The 17,593-nt window shown below is 57.9% G+C and carries 14 protein-coding genes; 11 read left to right on the top strand and 3 right to left on the bottom strand.

Features of this window, described 5'->3' with window-relative positions; genetic code table 11:
* The first annotated feature begins 20 nt into the window (after positions 1-20).
* The gene (polA, locus tag IB250_RS18935; RefSeq protein ID WP_192345221.1) at positions 21-2,789 is read left to right on the top strand and encodes a DNA polymerase I; all 2,769 of its coding nucleotides are present in this window, start codon (positions 21-23) and stop codon (positions 2,787-2,789) included.
* Between the two features lie 300 nt (positions 2,790-3,089).
* Here the strand turns inward: polA and yihA are convergent, their stop codons facing one another.
* Positions 3,090-3,731: a ribosome biogenesis GTP-binding protein YihA/YsxC gene (yihA, locus tag IB250_RS18930; protein WP_192345220.1), complete on the bottom strand. Its 642-nt coding sequence runs from the start codon at positions 3,729-3,731 to the stop codon at positions 3,090-3,092.
* A 191-nt stretch (positions 3,732-3,922) separates the two neighbouring features.
* Here yihA and IB250_RS18925 point away from each other — a divergent pair, with 191 nt between their 5' ends.
* From IB250_RS18925 to IB250_RS18895, 7 genes are all read left to right on the top strand, one after another.
* A complete protein-coding gene (locus tag IB250_RS18925) occupies positions 3,923-4,213 on the top strand; it encodes a c-type cytochrome (RefSeq protein WP_038980343.1) in 291 nt (96 codons plus the stop codon).
* Positions 4,214-4,259: 46 nt separating this feature from the next.
* Positions 4,260-4,871, top strand: a complete 612-nt coding sequence (locus IB250_RS18920; RefSeq protein WP_123500513.1) for a c-type cytochrome — start codon at positions 4,260-4,262, stop codon at positions 4,869-4,871.
* Between the two features lie 198 nt (positions 4,872-5,069).
* Complete coding sequence (locus IB250_RS18915; protein WP_192345219.1) at positions 5,070-5,711, top strand: thiol:disulfide interchange protein DsbA/DsbL; 642 nt, start codon at positions 5,070-5,072, stop codon at positions 5,709-5,711.
* A gap of 14 nt (positions 5,712-5,725) precedes the next feature.
* Entirely contained in the window at positions 5,726-6,586 is an 861-nt protein-coding gene (locus IB250_RS18910; RefSeq protein WP_192345218.1) for an endonuclease/exonuclease/phosphatase family protein, read from the top strand.
* Positions 6,587-8,617: a GGDEF domain-containing protein gene (locus tag IB250_RS18905; protein ID WP_192345217.1), complete on the top strand. Its 2,031-nt coding sequence runs from the start codon at positions 6,587-6,589 to the stop codon at positions 8,615-8,617.
* 105 nt (positions 8,618-8,722) lie between these two features.
* A complete protein-coding gene (locus IB250_RS18900; protein ID WP_123500505.1) occupies positions 8,723-9,502 on the top strand; it encodes an N-acetylmuramoyl-L-alanine amidase in 780 nt (259 codons plus the stop codon).
* A gap of 73 nt (positions 9,503-9,575) precedes the next feature.
* Entirely contained in the window at positions 9,576-11,192 is a 1,617-nt protein-coding gene (locus tag IB250_RS18895) for an EAL domain-containing protein (protein WP_192345216.1), read from the top strand.
* 12 nt (positions 11,193-11,204) lie between these two features.
* On the opposite strand, the gene IB250_RS18890 is transcribed toward IB250_RS18895, so the two are convergent.
* Together IB250_RS18890 and algB are read right to left on the bottom strand one after the other, a co-directional pair.
* On the bottom strand, positions 11,205-12,995 hold the full coding sequence (locus tag IB250_RS18890) for an ATP-binding protein (protein ID WP_192345215.1): 1,791 nt from the start codon (positions 12,993-12,995) through the stop codon (positions 11,205-11,207).
* 10 nt (positions 12,996-13,005) lie between these two features.
* Positions 13,006-14,352, bottom strand: coding sequence for a sigma-54-dependent response regulator transcription factor AlgB (algB, locus tag IB250_RS18885; protein WP_008076269.1), 1,347 nt, complete (start codon positions 14,350-14,352; stop codon positions 13,006-13,008).
* A gap of 434 nt (positions 14,353-14,786) precedes the next feature.
* Between algB and IB250_RS18880 the strand changes: the two genes are divergently transcribed.
* From IB250_RS18880 to gltP, 3 genes are all read left to right on the top strand, one after another.
* The gene (locus IB250_RS18880; protein WP_192345214.1) at positions 14,787-15,071 is read left to right on the top strand and encodes a hypothetical protein; all 285 of its coding nucleotides are present in this window, start codon (positions 14,787-14,789) and stop codon (positions 15,069-15,071) included.
* An 81-nt stretch (positions 15,072-15,152) separates the two neighbouring features.
* Positions 15,153-15,317 (top strand): DUF1328 domain-containing protein, encoded by a 165-nt coding sequence (locus tag IB250_RS18875; protein WP_003177151.1) that lies wholly within the window; start codon positions 15,153-15,155, stop codon positions 15,315-15,317.
* A gap of 770 nt (positions 15,318-16,087) precedes the next feature.
* Complete coding sequence (gltP, locus tag IB250_RS18870) at positions 16,088-17,419, top strand: glutamate/aspartate:proton symporter GltP (RefSeq protein ID WP_123500496.1); 1,332 nt, start codon at positions 16,088-16,090, stop codon at positions 17,417-17,419.
* The last annotated feature ends 174 nt before the right edge of the window (positions 17,420-17,593 follow it).

Genomic DNA, 17,593 nt, shown 5'->3' with positions numbered 1-17,593 from the left:
CGAAAAGGTTGATCCTGCTCATGAGCCAAGCCCCCCTCGTCCTGGTGGACGGTTCTTCTTATCTGTACCGCGCCTTTCACGCGCTGCCACCGCTGACCACGTCCAAAGGCCTGCCGACCGGTGCGGTCAAAGGCGTCTTGAACATGCTCAAGAGTCTGCGCAAGCAGTACCCGGACAGCCCGTTCGCCGTGGTATTCGACGCCAAGGGCGGGACATTCCGCGACGCAATGTTCGCCGAATACAAGGCCAATCGCCCAAGCATGCCCGACGACATGCGGGTTCAGATCGAACCGTTGCACGCCAGCGTCAAGGCCTTGGGCTTTCCATTGCTGTGCGTGGACAACGTCGAAGCCGACGACGTGATCGGCACCCTGGCCCGCAGCAGTGCGGCCGCCGACCGTCCGGTGGTGATCTCCACCGGCGACAAGGACATGGCGCAACTGGTCGACGGGCACATTACCTTGGTCAATACGATGACCGGTAGCGCGCTGGACGTGGAAGGCGTGAAGGAGAAATTCGGCGTCGCTCCCGAGCAGATCATCGATTATCTGGCACTGATGGGCGATTCGTCCGACAACATCCCGGGCGTTCCGGGTATCGGTCCGAAGACCGCTTCCGGCCTGCTGGTCGGCGTGAATGGCGGCCTGACCGAGCTCTATGCACAGCTCGACATCGTCCCGACCCTGCCGATTCGCGGCGCCAAAACCTTGCCGGCCAAGCTCGAAGAGCATAAGGAGATGGCGTTCCTCTCCTATCAACTAGCAACCATCAAGATCGACGTGCCGCTGGACATCGGTCTCGATGACCTGCAAATGGGCCAGCCGGATCACGACAAACTCGCCGAGCTCTACACCCTGCTGGAATTCAAAAGCTGGTTCGAAGAGAACCAGCGCGACGCGAAGCGCTCGGGTCAGGAAATTGTCGAGGTCACCCAGGAACAGCCGGGCGCCGCCGAGGCGAAGTACGAAACCATCCTCGACAAAAAGCACTTCGAGGCCTGGCTGGACAAGCTCGACAAGGCGCCGTTGATTGCCTTCGTCACCGAAACCAACGGCAGCGATGCCCAACATGCACAACTGGTGGGCCTGTCGTTTTCCGTCGCGGCCAACGAAGCGGCCTACATTCCGCTGACCCATTCCTACATGGGTGTACCGGAGCAACTGGATCGCGACACGGTGCTGTTGGCGTTGAAACCGCTACTGGAAAACCCGAATAAGCTGAAAGTCGGCCAACACGCCAAGTTCGAAACCAATATCCTCGCCAACTGCGCCATCGGCGGCGATCAGAGCAACGGGATTATTGTTCAGGGCATTGCCTACGACACCATGCTCGAGTCTTACGTCCTGGACTCGACGGCCACCCGCCACGACATGGACAGCCTGGCGCTCAAGTACCTGGGCCAAAGCAAGACCGACATTCAAGGGATCGCTGGCAAAGGCGTCAAACAACTGAGTTTCGACCAGATCTCTCTTGAGCTGGCAGGCCCCTATGCCGCCGAAGACGCTGACGTCACCTTCCGTTTGCACTTGGCATTGCAGGAAAAACTGGCAGCAACGCCAAGTCTGGGCAAAGTGCTCAACGAGATTGAAATGCCGCTGATGCCGGTTCTGGCCCGAATCGAACGCCAGGGCGCGCTCGTGGATGCCAACCTGCTGGGCATCCAGAGTGTCGAACTGGGCGAGAAACTGGTCGCCCTTGAGCGCGAGGCCTTTGCCATTGCCGGTGAAGAGTTCAACCTGGGTTCGCCGAAGCAACTGGGCGTGATCCTCTACGAAAAGCTCGGTTTGCCTGTAATCAGCAAAACCGCCAAAGGCCAGGCCTCGACTGCCGAAGCGGTGCTGGCCGAGCTGGCCGAACAGGACTACCCGCTGCCCAAGGTGCTGATGCAATACCGCTCGCTGAGCAAGCTCAAAAGCACCTACACCGACCGTTTGCCAGAGCAGATCAACACTCGCACCGGGCGCATTCATACGTCTTACCAGCAAGCCGTCGCCGCCACCGGACGTTTGTCGTCCATCGACCCGAACCTGCAGAACATTCCGATTCGCACTGCCGAAGGTCGTCGGATTCGTCAGGCGTTCGTCGCGCCGAAAGGCTACAAGCTGCTGGCCGCGGACTATTCGCAAATCGAACTGCGGATCATGGCGCATCTGGCCAAGGACGAAGGTTTGCTGCACGCCTTCCGCAACAACCTCGATGTACACCGGGCAACGGCCGCAGAGGTGTTTGGCGTCGAGCTGGACGCAGTCACCAACGATCAGCGTCGCAGCGCGAAAGCCATCAACTTCGGTTTGATCTACGGCATGAGCGCGTTTGGCCTGGCCAAGCAGATCGGCGTGGACCGTAAACAGTCCCAGGCCTACATCGACCGCTACTTCGCCCGTTATCCCGGTGTACTGGAATACATGGAGCGCACGCGCGCCCAGGCCGCCGAGCAAGGTTTCGTCGAAACCATCTTTGGTCGTCGCTTATACCTGCCGGAAATCAACGCGAAAAACCAGGCACTGCGCAAAGCTGCCGAGCGCACGGCAATCAATGCCCCAATGCAAGGCACCGCGGCGGACATCATCAAGAAAGCCATGGTAACGGTGGATAACTGGCTGACATCGTCAGGCCTGGACGCCAAAGTCATCCTGCAGGTACACGATGAATTGGTGCTTGAGGTGCGTGAGGACCTGATCGATCAGGTGCGTGAGGAGATTCGCGTGCACATGAGTAGCGCCGCACAACTGGATGTACCGCTTCTGGTCGAGGTAGGCGTAGGCAACAACTGGGATGAAGCGCACTGATCGGCCTGAACGACGCCTGTGCTGCGGCCTTATGCCGCAGCACAAAATAATGAAGGGCTATAGTGCGGAAAATGACATCGATTATTTCCAATGGTTTTTGAAAATAGTCTGAACTAAATCCGTGAACCGCCACTCAGAGATACTGAATGGCTGGTGAAGCCCTTCGATGCTCCTATGTTGTGTTAAGTGTTGGCAGATATCTGGACCCCGCCCTAGCGGTCCGGAACTTGAACCCCGGAACTTCTCCCTCCCCATATGAAGTCCGGGGTTTTTTTTGCCTGGCTTTTCACCTGTAAAGCCTTACTCGGCAGCCTCGCAGCCCTTGTCCGCCAACTCCATCCAGCCCGCCAGTACAGTGTAGGCGTCTTCCAGCCCCATTCGTTTCGGTGCCGAAAACAGCTGGATAGTGATCGTATCGCCCCAGCCCTTGCGGATTTGCGCCTGAACCTTGAGCAGCGCGTTTTTCGCCGCGCCATAGGTCAGCTTGTCTGCCTTGGTCAGCAAAATATGCATCGGCATGCCGCTGGCGACGGCCCAATCGAGCATCAGCAGGTCAAAATCGGTCATTGGATGACGGATGTCCATCATCAGAATCAAACCTTTCAAACTCTCGCGACCGCCCAGATAGGCTTCCAGGTGACGCTGCCAGTGCAGCTTCAACGGGATCGGCACTTTCGCATAACCGTAACCCGGCAGGTCGACCAGACGGCGTTCATCGTCTAGCTTGAAGAAGTTCAACAGCTGCGTGCGACCCGGGGTTTTCGAGGTCCGCGCCAGGCTGGCGTGTGTCAGGGTGTTCAATGCGCTGGACTTGCCGGCGTTGGAACGCCCGGCAAAGGCCACTTCAAAGCCTTCGTCGTCGGGGCATTGATCGACTTTGGCGGCGCTTAGCATGAATGTGGACTGTTGGCACAGACCGAGGATGGGGTTCTTGAGTTGCATGGGATTTCCGATGTGGGCGGCGCCGGGAATGGACGCGGCAAGCTGTGTCGTTTCCGTTTCAGTGACGCCAGTATATAATGCCGCAGATTTTGTGTGCGCTTTGTCCCAGCGTAGGATGAAGTTCACGAGAGCGATTAACCTTGATTGCGCATTAGAACGCAGCACGCTCTCAACCCTGAAAAGGTCGTTTTATGACGAAATGGCTGCTAGCTGCCGGTGTCTTGATGCCGCTTTACAGCGCTCAGGCTACACAGGATCCGGAAGCTGTGTACAACCGTGTTTGTGGTGCCTGTCATTCCGGCCAACTACCCATGGCGCCCCGCAAGGGCGATCAGGAAGCTTGGACGCCGAGGTTGGCGAAAGGTATGGAGACGCTGGTGCAACACGTGACCCAGGGTTTCAAGGCGATGCCGCCGCGTGGTTTGTGCATGGACTGCAGTGCCGAGGATTACCGAGCCATCATCCACTGGATGAGCGAGTAAACCCGGCCCATAACTCTTTAACCCTTAGCCGTAGTTGGATTAGCTGATGAACAAACTGATCGTGAGTCTGCTGTTGACCGTGGGGATCTCCGGCATTGCCCATGCTGCAGGTGATGCAGCCGCCGGCCAGGCGAAAGCCGCCGTATGCGGTGCCTGCCATGGCCCGGACGGCAATAGCATGGCGCCTAACTTTCCGAAACTGGCGGGCCAGGGCGAGCGTTATCTGAACAAACAGCTGCACGACATCAAGTCCGGCAAGCGCACGGTGCTGGAAATGACCGGCCTGCTGACCAACCTGAGCGATCAGGACCTGGCTGATATCTCCGCCTACTTCGCCAGCCAGAAAGGCAGCGTCGGTGCCGCCGATCCGAAAGTCGTGGCGCGCGGTGAAGCGTTGTTCCGTGGTGGCGACCTGGCCAAGGGTCTGCCAGCCTGCACCGGCTGCCACTCTCCGGACGGCAAGGGCAACGCAGCTGCGGGCTTCCCGCATCTGGGCGGCCAGCATGCTCAGTACGTCGGCAAGCAACTGACCGACTTCAGGAAAGAAGAAGGTGGCCGGACCAACGACGGCGATACCAAACCGATGCAGAGCATCGCTAAAAAGCTGAGCGACGAAGATATCGCCGCAGTCTCCAGCTATATTCAAGGCTTGCACTGAGACTGATCGAACAAGCGTTGCTGGAGATGTACATCTCTTGCAACGTTAACACTCGATTAATCCGTCGATGCAAACATAAAAAGGGTGGCTTTGGCTGCCCTTTTTTGTGGCTGCTGCCGTTACACTACAAACTCAAGCCCGCCAGGATCTGTCTGAAAACAGGTCGCGCGAGGCGACCCAATTGTCCAGGAGTAAAGCATGCGTAATCTGATCATCAGCGCCGCGCTCGTCGCTGCCAGCCTGTTCGGCATGACTGCCCAAGCCGCCGAAAAACCTGCAGCGCCCTATGTCGAGCTGAGCAATCCGGTCCCGGTGGCCGTGCCTGGCAAGATCGAAGTCGTGGAGCTGTTCTGGTACGGTTGCCCGCATTGCTATGCCTTCGAACCCGTCATTAACCCATGGGTTGAAAAACTGCCTTCCGACGTGAACTTCGTGCGCATTCCGGCCATGTTTGGCGGCCCTTGGGACGCACACGGCCAGATGTTCCTGACCCTTGAAGCCATGGGCGTCGAAAGCAAGGTTCACGCCGCAGTTTTCGAAGCAATTCAGAAAGAACACAAGAAACTGACCGACAAAGAAGACATGGCGGACTTCCTGGCGACCCAAGGTGTAGACAAGGACAAGTTCCTGGCCACCTTCGACTCCTTCGCCATCAAGGGCCAGATCAACAAAGCCAAAGAACTTGCGAAGAAATATGAAATCTCCGGCGTGCCTACCATGATCGTCAACGGCAAGTATCGCTTTGACATCGGCTCTGCCGGCGGTGCCGAACAAGCGCTGAAACTGGCCGACCAACTGGTTGCCAAAGAGCGAGCGGCAACCAAGGCCGTCGCCAACTAAGCGCGGCACCTGCCATGCGCCGCTGGGGAACTGAACGCATCGTTGGCCTGCATCATCCGCAGGTCAACGAGCATCACCTGGAATCGACGGGGTTGCCCGTGGACAGCCGTCTGCGTTTGCTCAGTTTCAATATCCAGGTTGGTATCAGTACCGAGCGCTATCGGCACTATCTGACCCGCGGCTGGCAGCATCTGTTGCCGCACACCGGGCGTGCCGACAATCTGCAAAAAATCGGTAATCTGCTGGGCGACTTCGATCTGGTCGCCTTGCAGGAAGCCGATGGCGGCAGTCTGCGATCAGGTTACGTCAATCAGGTCGAACACCTGGCGCAGCTCGGCGCCTTCCCCTACTGGTATCAACAACTCAATCGCAACCTCGGTCATCTCGGTCAGCACAGCAATGGTGTGCTCAGCCGACTGCGCCCGTGGGCGATTGAAGATCATCCGCTGCCGGGACCCAAGGGTCGCGGGGCCATTCTGGTGCGCTTCGGCGAAGGTCCGGAGGCACTCGTGGTGGTGATGATGCACTTGGCGCTGGGCGCTCGAGCCCGTAGCCTGCAACTGGCCTACATCCGCGAGTTGATTGGCGGTTATAAACACCAGGTGCTGATGGGCGACATGAATACCCATGCCAGTGACTTGCTGCAAAACTCCCCGTTGCGTGATCTAGGCCTGCTCGCGCCGCAACTGGAAGCGACCTTTCCCAGCTGGCGCCCGCAGCGTTGCCTGGACCATATTCTGCTCAGCCCCACCCTGACCCTTGAAAAGGTCGAAGTGCTGGCACAGCCCATTTCCGATCACCTGCCGGTCGCGGTAGAGATTCGTCTGCCGGGTTCGCTCACGGCCGATGCATTGCCCGCGTTGAGTCCTGCCTGAATGAGCGACGAAGCACAGCGCTGGAAAGAGAAATACCTCAAAAGCATCGAACAACAGGAAAAGCTCGAACGTCGATGGGACGCCCGGCTTGATCTGTTGCGTCGCGGGCTGGTGCGCAGCACCCTGGCCGCAGAAGGAACCGATCGCGCCGTTGATCAATGCATGAAGGAAATGCGTGAAGTCGTACGCACCGATGACATGGACGCCGGCCTGGCAGCCTTGCTGCCACGCCTGGAAAGAGCCGTGCTCGACTCCGAGCAGCGCCGGGAAACCCGGGTCAATCAAGTCAGTGCCGCCCTGACAGCGCTGGTTTCTCAGTTGCAAGCGTTGCCGCTGCCCCGGGAAGTGAGCCGGCCACTGAAGAATTTCGCCAAGCAACTGGACGGACGCGTAAGCCAGGCTCGCGAAATCCCGTTGCTGCTTAGCGAGCTGAGCGGCTTGCAAGGCAAAGCCTTGAACCTGCTGGAGAACCCTGCCGAACCTGACCGCCCGGGTTTTCTGCAGCGTTTGTTCAGCAGGGAAACGGAAGAGATCGCGCCACAGCTCGCCGTCCCCGAATCGCATATGCCTGCCCCGCAACCTGTCGAACCGGTTGCAGCCTCGCCGGCCGAGCCCCCACAAGTGACGGTCAATCTCGCGCCAGCCGCCGATAAACCGCAAGGGGTATCGGCAACCGTCGAAGCCGCGATGCCCGCCGCTGCGCCCCCCGAGCCAGCGCAAATTGAGGCGCCCATAGCAATGGCACCTGCGGCTGAAGTCGTGGCGTTTGAGCCACCCGTCCTTGAGCCAGAAGCTACGAGCAGCCAAGTCACGGAGTTTCAAACCCGACCCGATATCGAGCAACAAGAGCCGGTTCCGGCGATCGCCCTACCGGCCACTCAGGTTCTGTCGGCAATCAATCCCGATGAGCTCACTCCGGTGACCATCGATCCAGAGCCGTCCGGACACGATATTTTGTATGCCCTGCCGGACTCGCCGGAGCCGTCCTATAGCTCTGTCGCCAAGCACATCGAAGACACCCTGCTGGGCCTGCTCGATGACTTGGCGCTGCCTGAGCGCCATCGTCCGCAAGCCGAGGCGATGCGCGATCGTCTTCAAAATGGCTTGAACTGGTACGAACTGCTGCCAATTCTCGATGACCTCGCCACATTGATGCTGGCAATCACCGACAGCGGCCAGCACGAATTCGAAGCCTATTTGCAGCAACTCAACGAACGCCTCGAGTCATTCCAGAGCAACCTGCAAGCCGCGAGCGAAGGCCACGCCGACAACCGCTCGGCCGCGCGGGATATGGACACGCAGATTCGCGAGCAAGTCGACGGCTTGCAAAGCAGCATGCAGGAAGCGGCGGACCTTGATGATCTCAAGCATGTGCTGGAAAACCATCTCGAAGGCCTGCTCGGCACCATGGACCAACACCAGAAGCAGCGCGATGAGCGTGAGCAGGAAGTAGCGGCCCGTCTGCAATGCCTGGCCGAAAGGGTTGCCCACATGGAGCAGGAAGCCCTGGGCTACCGTGAGCATCTCGAAGAACAGCGTCAGAAGGCACTGATCGATCCACTGACGGGTCTACCGAATCGAGCAGCCTGGAGCGAACGCCTGGAGCACGAAATAGGTCAATGGCAACAACATGGCAATACCCTGTTGCTGGCAATGCTCGATCTCGACCATTTCAAACGCATCAACGACAACTATGGCCATCTGGCGGGCGACAAGGTGCTGAAAATCATCGCCAGTGTTCTACGCAAGCGTCTGCGTGGGTCTGATTTCATTGCCCGATTTGGCGGTGAGGAGTTTGTACTATTGATGCCTGCCACACTACCTATGGTCGGCGCAAAACTACTGGAAACCTTGCGCGCATCGATCGAAGCCTGCCCGTTCCACTTCAAGGGCGAGCGAGTCACCATCACCATTTCCATGGGATTGACCGCCTTCAGACCGGGCGAACACAGCGATCTGGTACTTAAAAGAGCCGATCAGGCGCTATATCGGGCGAAAAACAATGGCCGGAATCGAGTAGAAGCGGGCTGATAGCTAATTGTTCCATTTTGTTTAAAACAGCATTTTTTGCCATCTGCGCGCAAGGCAATACCGTTACACTGTTGCATTATTGTCTTGCGTGTACTGCCTCCCACCATGAAATGTCTTGCTCTTATTGTCTCGCTGCTTCTATTGGCCGGTTGTGCCAGCGGCCCCCGAATCGATACCAGCCACCGTTCAGCCAATTACGACAATCGTATTCAGTTCGTGGTGATGCATTACACCTCCGCATCCCTGGAAACCTCACTGCAATTGCTGACCCATGGCGAGGTCAGCAGCCACTACCTGATTAGCGACGACAAGCGCGCCACTATTTATAAGCTGATCGATGAAAATTTCCGGGCCTGGCACGCAGGCGAAAGCGAATGGCAAGGCCGGACCTGGCTGAACTCCAGTTCCATTGGTATCGAGATCGTCAATCAGGGCTTTGAGGACACCCCGAACGGGCGTCTTTGGTATCCCTACAGCGAAGCCCAGATTCAGTCGATGATCTTCCTGCTCAAAGACATCAGTAAGCGCCAAGGCATCAGCCCCCGTCATATCATTGGCCATAGCGACATCGCACCGATGCGCAAACTCGACCCCGGCCCGCTGTTTCCCTGGAAGCGCCTGGCGGCCGAAGGCTTGGGAATATGGCCGAACGAGCAGGCCGTGGCGCGGCAGCAAGCGCAGTTCGCGGTGCAATTACCCAGCATCAGTTGGTTTCAGGCGCAGCTTGCCCGCTTGGGCTATGCCACGCCGCAAACCGGCGAACTGGATGTAGCGACACGCAATGTGCTGGCGGCCTTCCAGCTGCATTTTCGCCCTTCCCGTTTCGATGGGACACCGGACGCCCAGACCGCGGCGATTCTTCAGGTGTTGAATCAGACAAAATAATGACGCCCGCCCGACGGTCAGCGCTTTTTCCAAATCAGCAGCTATAACTCATTGGTAATTCTTCGGATATTCCATGATGCCTGCTGCTCGGGAGAGACTGCATAGCTGGTTCTATCGCCCTTGGTTTTTGGCGATGCTGGCTACTGCCTTGAGCGCAACGCTTCTAACGGTTGGCAGTTTGTTCGTGGCGATGAATCAGGTCGAGCACAACGAAAGCCAGGAAATGAATGCCCAGGGAGAACGCTTTCTGGTCCGGCTGGAGCAGCTGTTCGGGCAATTGCGCGAAAGCCTCGATGACCTGGAAGCCCAACCGCTGCGAGGTTGCGATGACGAAATGATCGCCACCCTGCAGCAGGTCAGCTTCAATTACCGCTTCGTTTATGAAGCCGCCTATATGGACACGTCGCGAATCTGCTCCAACCGCCCCCGCCAGGAAGGGGTATCGCTGATCCGACCGCCGGACATCAAGGGCCCCACCTACAGCTATTGGCTGAACACCACCACCGAACCCGATGAGAACCGCGCAGCACTGATGCTTGGGCGTGGCAATTTCCGGGTTGCGACGTCCCGCGGGCATTTGACCGACATGGTCGATCTGTCTCCGGGGAGCAGCCTGTTGGTGGTGCTCGACCATGGCACCCGGGCGATTCCGGTGCTCGGTGTCGCTCAGGCCTGGCCCCCCGCGGAGCCCTGGCCCCCGAAAAGCCCCGATGCGCTGCAAGTCACCCCTACCCGCCTGATTTACCGAATGCCCACTAACACCCCCGAATACCAACTGGTACTGATCACCCCACGTACCGGAATGCATGTACCGCCGGTATGGTGGTGGCTACTGCCGGCCAGCCTGGCGCTGAGTGCCTGTGTAGGCATTCTGGTGTTTCTGCTGGTACGCCAGCGTCAGTCGCTGGATGCCGAACTGCAAGGCGCTATGCGGCGAGGTGAGCTACAGGTGTTGTATCAACCGATCTTTGACCTCGACAGCCGCAACTGCGTCGGCGCTGAAGCCCTGCTGCGCTGGCGCAGGCCGGACGGCACGCTGACCAGTCCCGACCTGTTCATTCCGATGGCGGAGAATACCGGCCAGATTCGCCAGATGACCGACTTCGTATTACAGCGCCTGCTGGAACAGCTCGGGCAACTGTTGCGGTCCAATCCGCAGCTGTACATCTCGGTCAATCTGGCGGCCTGCGATGTCATGGTGCCGCGTATCGGTCAGGTGATGGCGCGTCTGCTGAGCATGCACCGGGTGGCGGCCAGGCAAATTGCCTTTGAAGTGACCGAGCGCGGATTGGTGGACGTGGTGGTGGCCAGAGAAAACCTGCAAGCCCTGCGGGATGTCGGGCATCAAGTGCTGATCGACGATTTTGGCACCGGCTATTGCAGCCTCGCCTACCTGCAGACCCTACCGGTGGACTGCCTGAAAATCGACAAGGCGTTTATCGACGCGCTGGGGCATGACGCCGCCAGCAGCGGCGTGGCACCGCACATCATTCGCATGGCTCAGGCCCTGCAACTCAAGGTGATTGCCGAAGGCATCGAACATGAAGCCCAAGCGGTGTTTCTGAGCAGCGAAGGGGTGAAATTCGGTCAGGGTTGGCTGTTCGCCCACGCCCTGAGCGCCGTGCAGTTCATCGAACTGATTACCCGTGGCCGCCGACTGACCACGCGACGCCAGGATGACGAAGCCTGAGAGGGCACCGGCTTATATCGCCAGCGCCATGTAGAACTGCGTCCCCTGCCCCGGCCGCGAATAGACACCCATCCGTCCGCCGTGCAACTGCACGATTTCCTTGCACAGCGCCAGACCCAGCCCGGCACCGCCCTTTTTGCGACCGACCTGAACGAAGGGCTCGAAGATCCGTCCCTGCTGGCCGTAGGCAATGCCTTCGCCGTTGTCCTCGACGCTGATAATCATCCGTTCACCATGGCGCCGGGCCTGCAAACGTATCAGTCCGTCGTGGGAGGTATGGCGCAAGGCGTTGTCGATCAGGTTGTCGAGCACCCGTTCCAGCTGCGCCTGATCGGCTTGCAACCGCGGCAACGGCCCCTGCACTTCCACCAGCAGTTCGATACCCTTCTCCTGCGCCAAGCGGGCAAAACGTGTCTGGGCCTGATCCAGCAAGTCTTCGATGGAGCATGGCGCCAAGGAGAGTTTTTGCAGGCCGTTTTGATAGCGAGAGAAATTCAGCAAGTCGTTGATCAACTGCATCAGGCGCTGCATTTCTTCGTTGACGGTGTCCAGTAGGTCAGCTTCGCGGGAGTCTTCGGCAAAATGCGTCCGCTCGCGGAACAGGCCGAATGCCATGTGCATCCCGGTAACCGGTGTGCGCAACTCATGGGAGGCGCGCAAGACGAACTCGCTACGCACCCTTTCAAAGGCCCGCTGTTCGGTAACGTCATGCAACACCATCACAGCGCCGAGAATATGCCCCTGGGTATGGCTGACCGGCGTCAGGCTATATGTCAGCAATCGCGACTCTCCATCGACTTCGATGCTCAGGTCGTCCGGCGCTCGTTCCAGGGTGCCACCGCGCAATACCAGTTGCAGTTGTTCATCCAGTTCGGGACGCTCAAGCGCCGTACCCAGCCCTTGGCCGAGACGATCGGTGTCCCAGCCTAACTGACGCTGAGCCACCGGATTGAGGTGCTCAAGATGACCTTGACGATCAATGATCAGCAAACCGTCGTCGATGCTGTCGAGCACCGCTTGCAAGCGTTGCTGGCCGGCGAGCAGTTCGTCGATATTGGTAGCCTGGTGCTCACGCAAGGCCTCGGCCATGATGCCGAAACGCCGGGTCAGTTGGTTCATTTCCACCGCGGAGGAAATCGGCAGGGTCACTTCGAAATTACCCTGGCCGATGTTGTCAGCCGCTGCGGCCAAGGCCTCGATCGGAGCCCCGAACCGCCGGGCGATCGCATGGGCGGTAATGAAGCCGATGAACAACACCGCCACCCCGACCAACCCAAGCAGGCCGGCAATCAACAGTGCCCGCTCCCGTGCCTTGCGTTCGATCTCAGTGATGTTTCCCAGTGCGCGCTTCTGTTCAGAGATCAAACCATTACGCAATGCGTTGAATTTTTCCGCAAGATCCCCGTCACTACCGACTACCTGGATAGGAGCACTGGAAAAATCAAAGGACTGCAGTAGGTTCTGATAATCAGCCTTGGCCTTTTTGAAACCATACTGGGCACCTTCGCTGGACGGTTCGCGAGCAATGCCTTCGTCAAACAATTCAAGGGAATGCTGTTTGGACGCCTCAAACGCCGCAGGATCCGGTTGCTCGTCGAGCATGATGATCAGTTGATCACCCAGGGTCTGACGCAGCTTCAATCCCAGATCCAGCGTGACGAAGTTGTCACGGATCAGGGCTTCCTGAGTCCCTGCCATCTGCATCACGCCAACCAGCCCGAGCAAGAGCCCAAGCAGCGCCACCGTAATCAGTGCAGAAATACTCAGAAACAGCCGGGTGCGCAACGTCATCGCCAGTTTCATCGGTTACGACTCACAAGTTGTACTGCTTGCGTTTGCGGTACAGGGTCGAGGCATCGATACCCAAGGTTTTGGCCGCCTGATCCAGCGTGTCGGCCGTGGCGAGAACCGCGCCAATGTGAGCTTTTTCCAGTTCATCCAGGCTCAGCGCAGCACCAATGCGTGGCGTGTGGTTGGTCGGGGTTTCGGCCATGCCCAAGTGGCTGAGCTCTACCCGCTCCTGCGGACAAATAATGCTCGCGCGCTCCACCACGTTGCGCAGCTCGCGAATGTTGCCCGGCCAGCGGTAGCTGAGCAGCGCTTCGCGCGCCTCGTCGCTGAAACGCCGGGCTGGACGCGAGTATTCCTTGACGAAGCGCGCCAGGAAGCGGTCCGCCAGATTCAAAATATCTTCCCTGCGCTCGCGAAGCGGCGGCAGGTGCAAGGTGATGACGTTGAGACGATAGAGCAAGTCCTCACGAAAACGACCATCGCGAACCATGTCTTCCAGGTTGAGGTTAGTGGCGGCGAGGATTCGCACGTCGGCGCGACGGGTTACCGGGTCACCCACGCGTTCGTATTCCTTGTCCTGAATGAAACGCAGCAATTTTGGCTGTAAGGTCAGGGGAAAATCGCCGATCTCGTCGAGAAACAACGTTCCGCCGTCGGCCTGATTGACACGACCCAACGTGCTTTCGCTGGCACCGGTGAACGCCCCCCGGCTGTGGCCGAAAAGTTCGCTGTCCATTAGTTCGGCAGTCAGGGACGGGCAATTGATGGTGACGCAGGACTTCTTCTGGCGTTTGCTCCAGCCGTGAATTGCCCGTGACAGTTCACCTTTACCGGTGCCGGACTCGCCGAGAATCAGGATGTTGGCGTCAGTACTGGCGACCTGGCGTGCGGTTTCGAGCACCACTTTCATCGCCGGGCTGTGGGAATCCAGCCCCTCCTTGGGTTTGCGCACTTCACCTTCGAGGGCTTCCAGGCGCGCCGAGAGTTGCCGAACTTCCAGTTGTTTGGCAGTGGCCAGGCGTAACTGGTCGGGGCTGCAAGGTTTGACCAGGTAGTCGGCGGCACCGGCCTGAATCGCATCCACGGCAGTGTCCACGGCCGAGTGAGCAGTGACAATCACCACCCGCATCCAGGGCGCCTGGATGCGCATCTGAGCCAGCACATCAAGGCCATTATCTTCGCCCAGACGCAAATCGAGGAAGCACAGATCAAAAACCTGGCGCTGCAACAAGGCTTCAGCCTGAGCCGCGCTGGTCGCTGTAGCGACGCTATAGCCTTCGTCTTCGAGGCAATAGCGAAAGGTTCGAAGGATGGCGGACTCGTCGTCTACCAGCAGAATGCGGCCTTGATGCTCAGTGGCTGATTCCATGTTCCTACGCTCCTTTATTGTTGAAGTGGGTTAGGCCCGGAAAAATCGGGCAAGTTGCATGATTGATTGTGGCCGATTTCAGCCATATCAGCGGTGCTATCTACTTCACAACAAGATAACCCACTGATTTATTTAATTTTTTATTAATGAACCGTTCTTCGGCAATTGCCTGCGTCCCTTTCTGACATCCGCGCCCTTCCTTCAATTCCAAAAATATTGAAAGTTTTGGCGAATCCATCGTGCATTACGCACGGCCTTGAATGGGCCATCGTGCAGGATGCGTCCAAACCCATTTCCACAAACCATGTAACCAATTGATTTTAATCAGATTAAACCTGACAAAAAGGTGGCATGCAGGCTGCAGGTAACTGAGTAATCAGGGCATTTAATCAATCAGTGCCCGCCAACCTACCCCTAGAGGGAGGAACTTCAGGATGAATCGCCAAGGTGCCGCCCAATTGCGTATCTCGCCATTGCATATCCAGCAAGGTTTGTTTGCCCTGCTGGCATTGTTGATCACCTTGATTGGCGGCCAGCAGTTCTTGCGCTGGGAACAGAGCCAGCAGCCAGAGACGCCGCACCTGTCGATTCCACACGCACCCCAAACCCATTTCAGCGCGGTCAGCAGCAACCTGGCTGACAGCGACTCGATGCGAATGATGGACGTCGACCAGGCCCAGCCTGTGGACGAGACGCCTCAGGAGCGTTGGGTGTTTTAAGTAAACGAACTTGGCGCGCTCAACGCGCCGGGATAAGCACCACAAGCAACACCTTTAAATAGAAGCGTAAGGAGAATCACCATGTTGAGCTGGGCAATCACATTCCTGATCATTGCCATCATCGCTGCAGTATTGGGCTTCGGTGGTATCGCGGGCACCGCCACGGGTATCGCCAAGATTCTCTTTGTCGTATTCCTGGTGATGTTCATTGCTTCCTTCTTCTTTGGCCGCCGCGGTCGAGGCTGAACATGAGCATTTCGTTAAAGACAATGGCAGCCGCCCTGCTTCTGGGCGGCAGTGCCAATTAAAGAAGATCCAGACTGGTATTGAGTTTCGAAACACGAAAGAGGCCACAGCGCCTTTTTCCACTGCGCTACCCGAGGACGGTAGACGCATGACCAAGGGGTCGGGACGTTCTGACTGTTTCAGGGTCGGAGTGACCTACGGGTACAGGGAGTACCTGCGCAAGGGCCGGGTCAGGCAAAGCTGCGACGCAAGTTCGCCGGGGCCCAGAGCGGCTCGACGAACTTGCGGAGAGCTTCAACGTGCAAAACGTTGATCTAGAGCATTCAGCTCATCTGCTATTGGTGCATATTCCCCGCAAAACCGTTTCGCGGTGTTTCTTCGTGACCGTATATCGAGAAAGCTCCGACTTTCCCGATAAGAGAATTCGCAGCCAAACGTAGGCTTTTTCCTAAATTTCCGCTTATTTAAAAACCTTCGTCCTGCGCTGAAATGGCCGGCATACGGCACTTATGCCCGCCTGAATGTCGCATTCAAACCGCTTGGGACGCGGGTTTCAGTAAGAAAATCTCATGCCGATTCGGCATAGGGTAGGCGTTTACGGCATTAGACGGCGCTTCCCAGCATCGGAATAGTTGCGCCTTTTTCGCTGCCTGAGAGCTGTAAATGCTCGCTCGCGGGGACCTTATACGGGGGCCGATGCAAGACTTGTTCGCCATTGAGCGTTTCAGTTCATGCATCAGCCTGAGTCAAACGCAAGTAAGGGTAAAGATATGAAGAAGGCAAAGCTTAGCCTCGCCTGGCAGATCCTCATCGGTCTGGTTCTGGGGATAGCAATTGGTGCACTGCTCAACCATTTCAGTGCCGAAAAAGCCTGGTGGATCAGCAACGTACTGCAACCAGCAGGCGATATCTTTATCCGTCTGATCAAGATGATCGTGATCCCGATCGTGATCTCCTCGCTGATCGTCGGCATTGCTGGCGTGGGTGACGCGAAGAAACTCGGTCGCATCGGTCTGAAGACCATCATTTACTTCGAGATCGTCACCACCATCGCCATTCTGGTCGGTCTGGTGCTGGCCAACGTGGTCCATCCGGGCAGCGGCATCGACATGAGCACCCTGGGTACGGTGGATATTTCCAAGTACCAGGCCACTGCCGCCGAAGTTCAGCATGAACATGCGTTCATCCAGACCATCCTCAACCTGATCCCGTCGAACATCTTCGCGGCCATGGCCCGCGGCGAGATGCTGCCGATCATCTTCTTCTCCGTGTTGTTCGGTCTCGGTCTGTCGAGCCTGCAATCGGACCTGCGCGAGCCGCTGGTGAAGATGTTCCAGGGCGTATCGGAAAGCATGTTCAAGGTCACCCACATGATCATGAACTACGCCCCGATCGGCGTGTTCGCACTGATCGCTGTGACCGTGGCCAACTTCGGCTTCGCCTCTTTGCTGCCGCTGGCCAAACTGGTCGTTCTGGTTTACTTCGCCATCGCCTTCTTCGCCTTCGTGGTGCTGGGCCTGATCGCTCGCCTGTTCGGCTTCTCGGTGATCAAGCTGATGCGCATCTTCAAGGATGAGCTGGTCCTGGCCTACTCCACCGCCAGTTCCGAAACCGTGCTGCCGCGCGTGATCGAGAAGATGGAAGCCTACGGCGCGCCGAAAGCCATTTGCAGCTTCGTGGTACCGACCGGCTACTCGTTCAATCTCGACGGTTCGACGCTGTACCAAAGCATCGCGGCGATCTTCATCGCCCAGCTCTACGGCATTGACCTGTCGATCAGCCAACAGTTGTTGCTGGTGCTGACGCTGATGGTCACCTCCAAAGGCATCGCCGGCGTACCGGGCGTGTCCTTCGTGGTGCTGCTGGCCACCCTGGGCAGTGTCGGTATTCCGTTGGAAGGCCTGGCGTTCATTGCCGGTGTCGACCGCATCATGGACATGGCCCGTACCGCGCTGAACGTAATCGGTAACGCCTTGGCCGTGCTGGTCATCGCACGTTGGGAAGGTATGTACGACGACGCCAAGGGCGAGCGCTACTGGAACTCCCTGCCGCACTGGCGCAGCAAGGAAAAGTTGCCGGTTGGTGAAATCTCCAGCAACTAATGCATAACCCTGTGGGAGCGGGCTTGCTCGCGAAAGCGGTGGATCAGTCAACAAAGATGTTGAATGTTCCGGCCTCTTCGCGAGCAAGCCCGCTCCCACATTGGTCTTTTGCTAGCGGTACTAAACAAACCCCGGAGAAATCCGGGGTTTGTCGTTTCTGCCTACCCCGCTATC

Source organism: Pseudomonas sp. PDM09 (assembly GCF_014852305.1).
GTDB lineage: Bacteria > Pseudomonadota > Gammaproteobacteria > Pseudomonadales > Pseudomonadaceae > Aquipseudomonas.
The sequence above is the reverse complement of the archived record's forward strand: the minus strand, read 5'-3'. Positions and strand labels throughout refer to the sequence as shown.

What these genes read in the sequence shown, in the direction of transcription:
- IB250_RS18910 (WP_192345218.1), top strand. Translation starts at nt 5,726, where the DNA reads ATGCGCCGCTGGGGAACTGAACGCATCGTTGGCCTGCATCATCCGCAG.
- IB250_RS18895 (WP_192345216.1), top strand. Translation starts at nt 9,576, where the DNA reads ATGATGCCTGCTGCTCGGGAGAGACTGCATAGCTGGTTCTATCGCCCT.
- polA (WP_192345221.1), top strand. Translation starts at nt 21, where the DNA reads ATGAGCCAAGCCCCCCTCGTCCTGGTGGACGGTTCTTCTTATCTGTAC.
- IB250_RS18920 (WP_123500513.1), top strand. Translation starts at nt 4,260, where the DNA reads ATGAACAAACTGATCGTGAGTCTGCTGTTGACCGTGGGGATCTCCGGC.
- IB250_RS18875 (WP_003177151.1), top strand. Translation starts at nt 15,153, where the DNA reads ATGTTGAGCTGGGCAATCACATTCCTGATCATTGCCATCATCGCTGCA.
- IB250_RS18900 (WP_123500505.1), top strand. Translation starts at nt 8,723, where the DNA reads ATGAAATGTCTTGCTCTTATTGTCTCGCTGCTTCTATTGGCCGGTTGT.
- IB250_RS18890 (WP_192345215.1), bottom strand. Translation starts at nt 12,995, where the DNA reads ATGAAACTGGCGATGACGTTGCGCACCCGGCTGTTTCTGAGTATTTCT.
- IB250_RS18880 (WP_192345214.1), top strand. Translation starts at nt 14,787, where the DNA reads ATGAATCGCCAAGGTGCCGCCCAATTGCGTATCTCGCCATTGCATATC.
- yihA (WP_192345220.1), bottom strand. Translation starts at nt 3,731, where the DNA reads ATGCAACTCAAGAACCCCATCCTCGGTCTGTGCCAACAGTCCACATTC.
- IB250_RS18925 (WP_038980343.1), top strand. Translation starts at nt 3,923, where the DNA reads ATGACGAAATGGCTGCTAGCTGCCGGTGTCTTGATGCCGCTTTACAGC.
- algB (WP_008076269.1), bottom strand. Translation starts at nt 14,352, where the DNA reads ATGGAATCAGCCACTGAGCATCAAGGCCGCATTCTGCTGGTAGACGAC.
- IB250_RS18905 (WP_192345217.1), top strand. Translation starts at nt 6,587, where the DNA reads ATGAGCGACGAAGCACAGCGCTGGAAAGAGAAATACCTCAAAAGCATC.
- gltP (WP_123500496.1), top strand. Translation starts at nt 16,088, where the DNA reads ATGAAGAAGGCAAAGCTTAGCCTCGCCTGGCAGATCCTCATCGGTCTG.
- IB250_RS18915 (WP_192345219.1), top strand. Translation starts at nt 5,070, where the DNA reads ATGCGTAATCTGATCATCAGCGCCGCGCTCGTCGCTGCCAGCCTGTTC.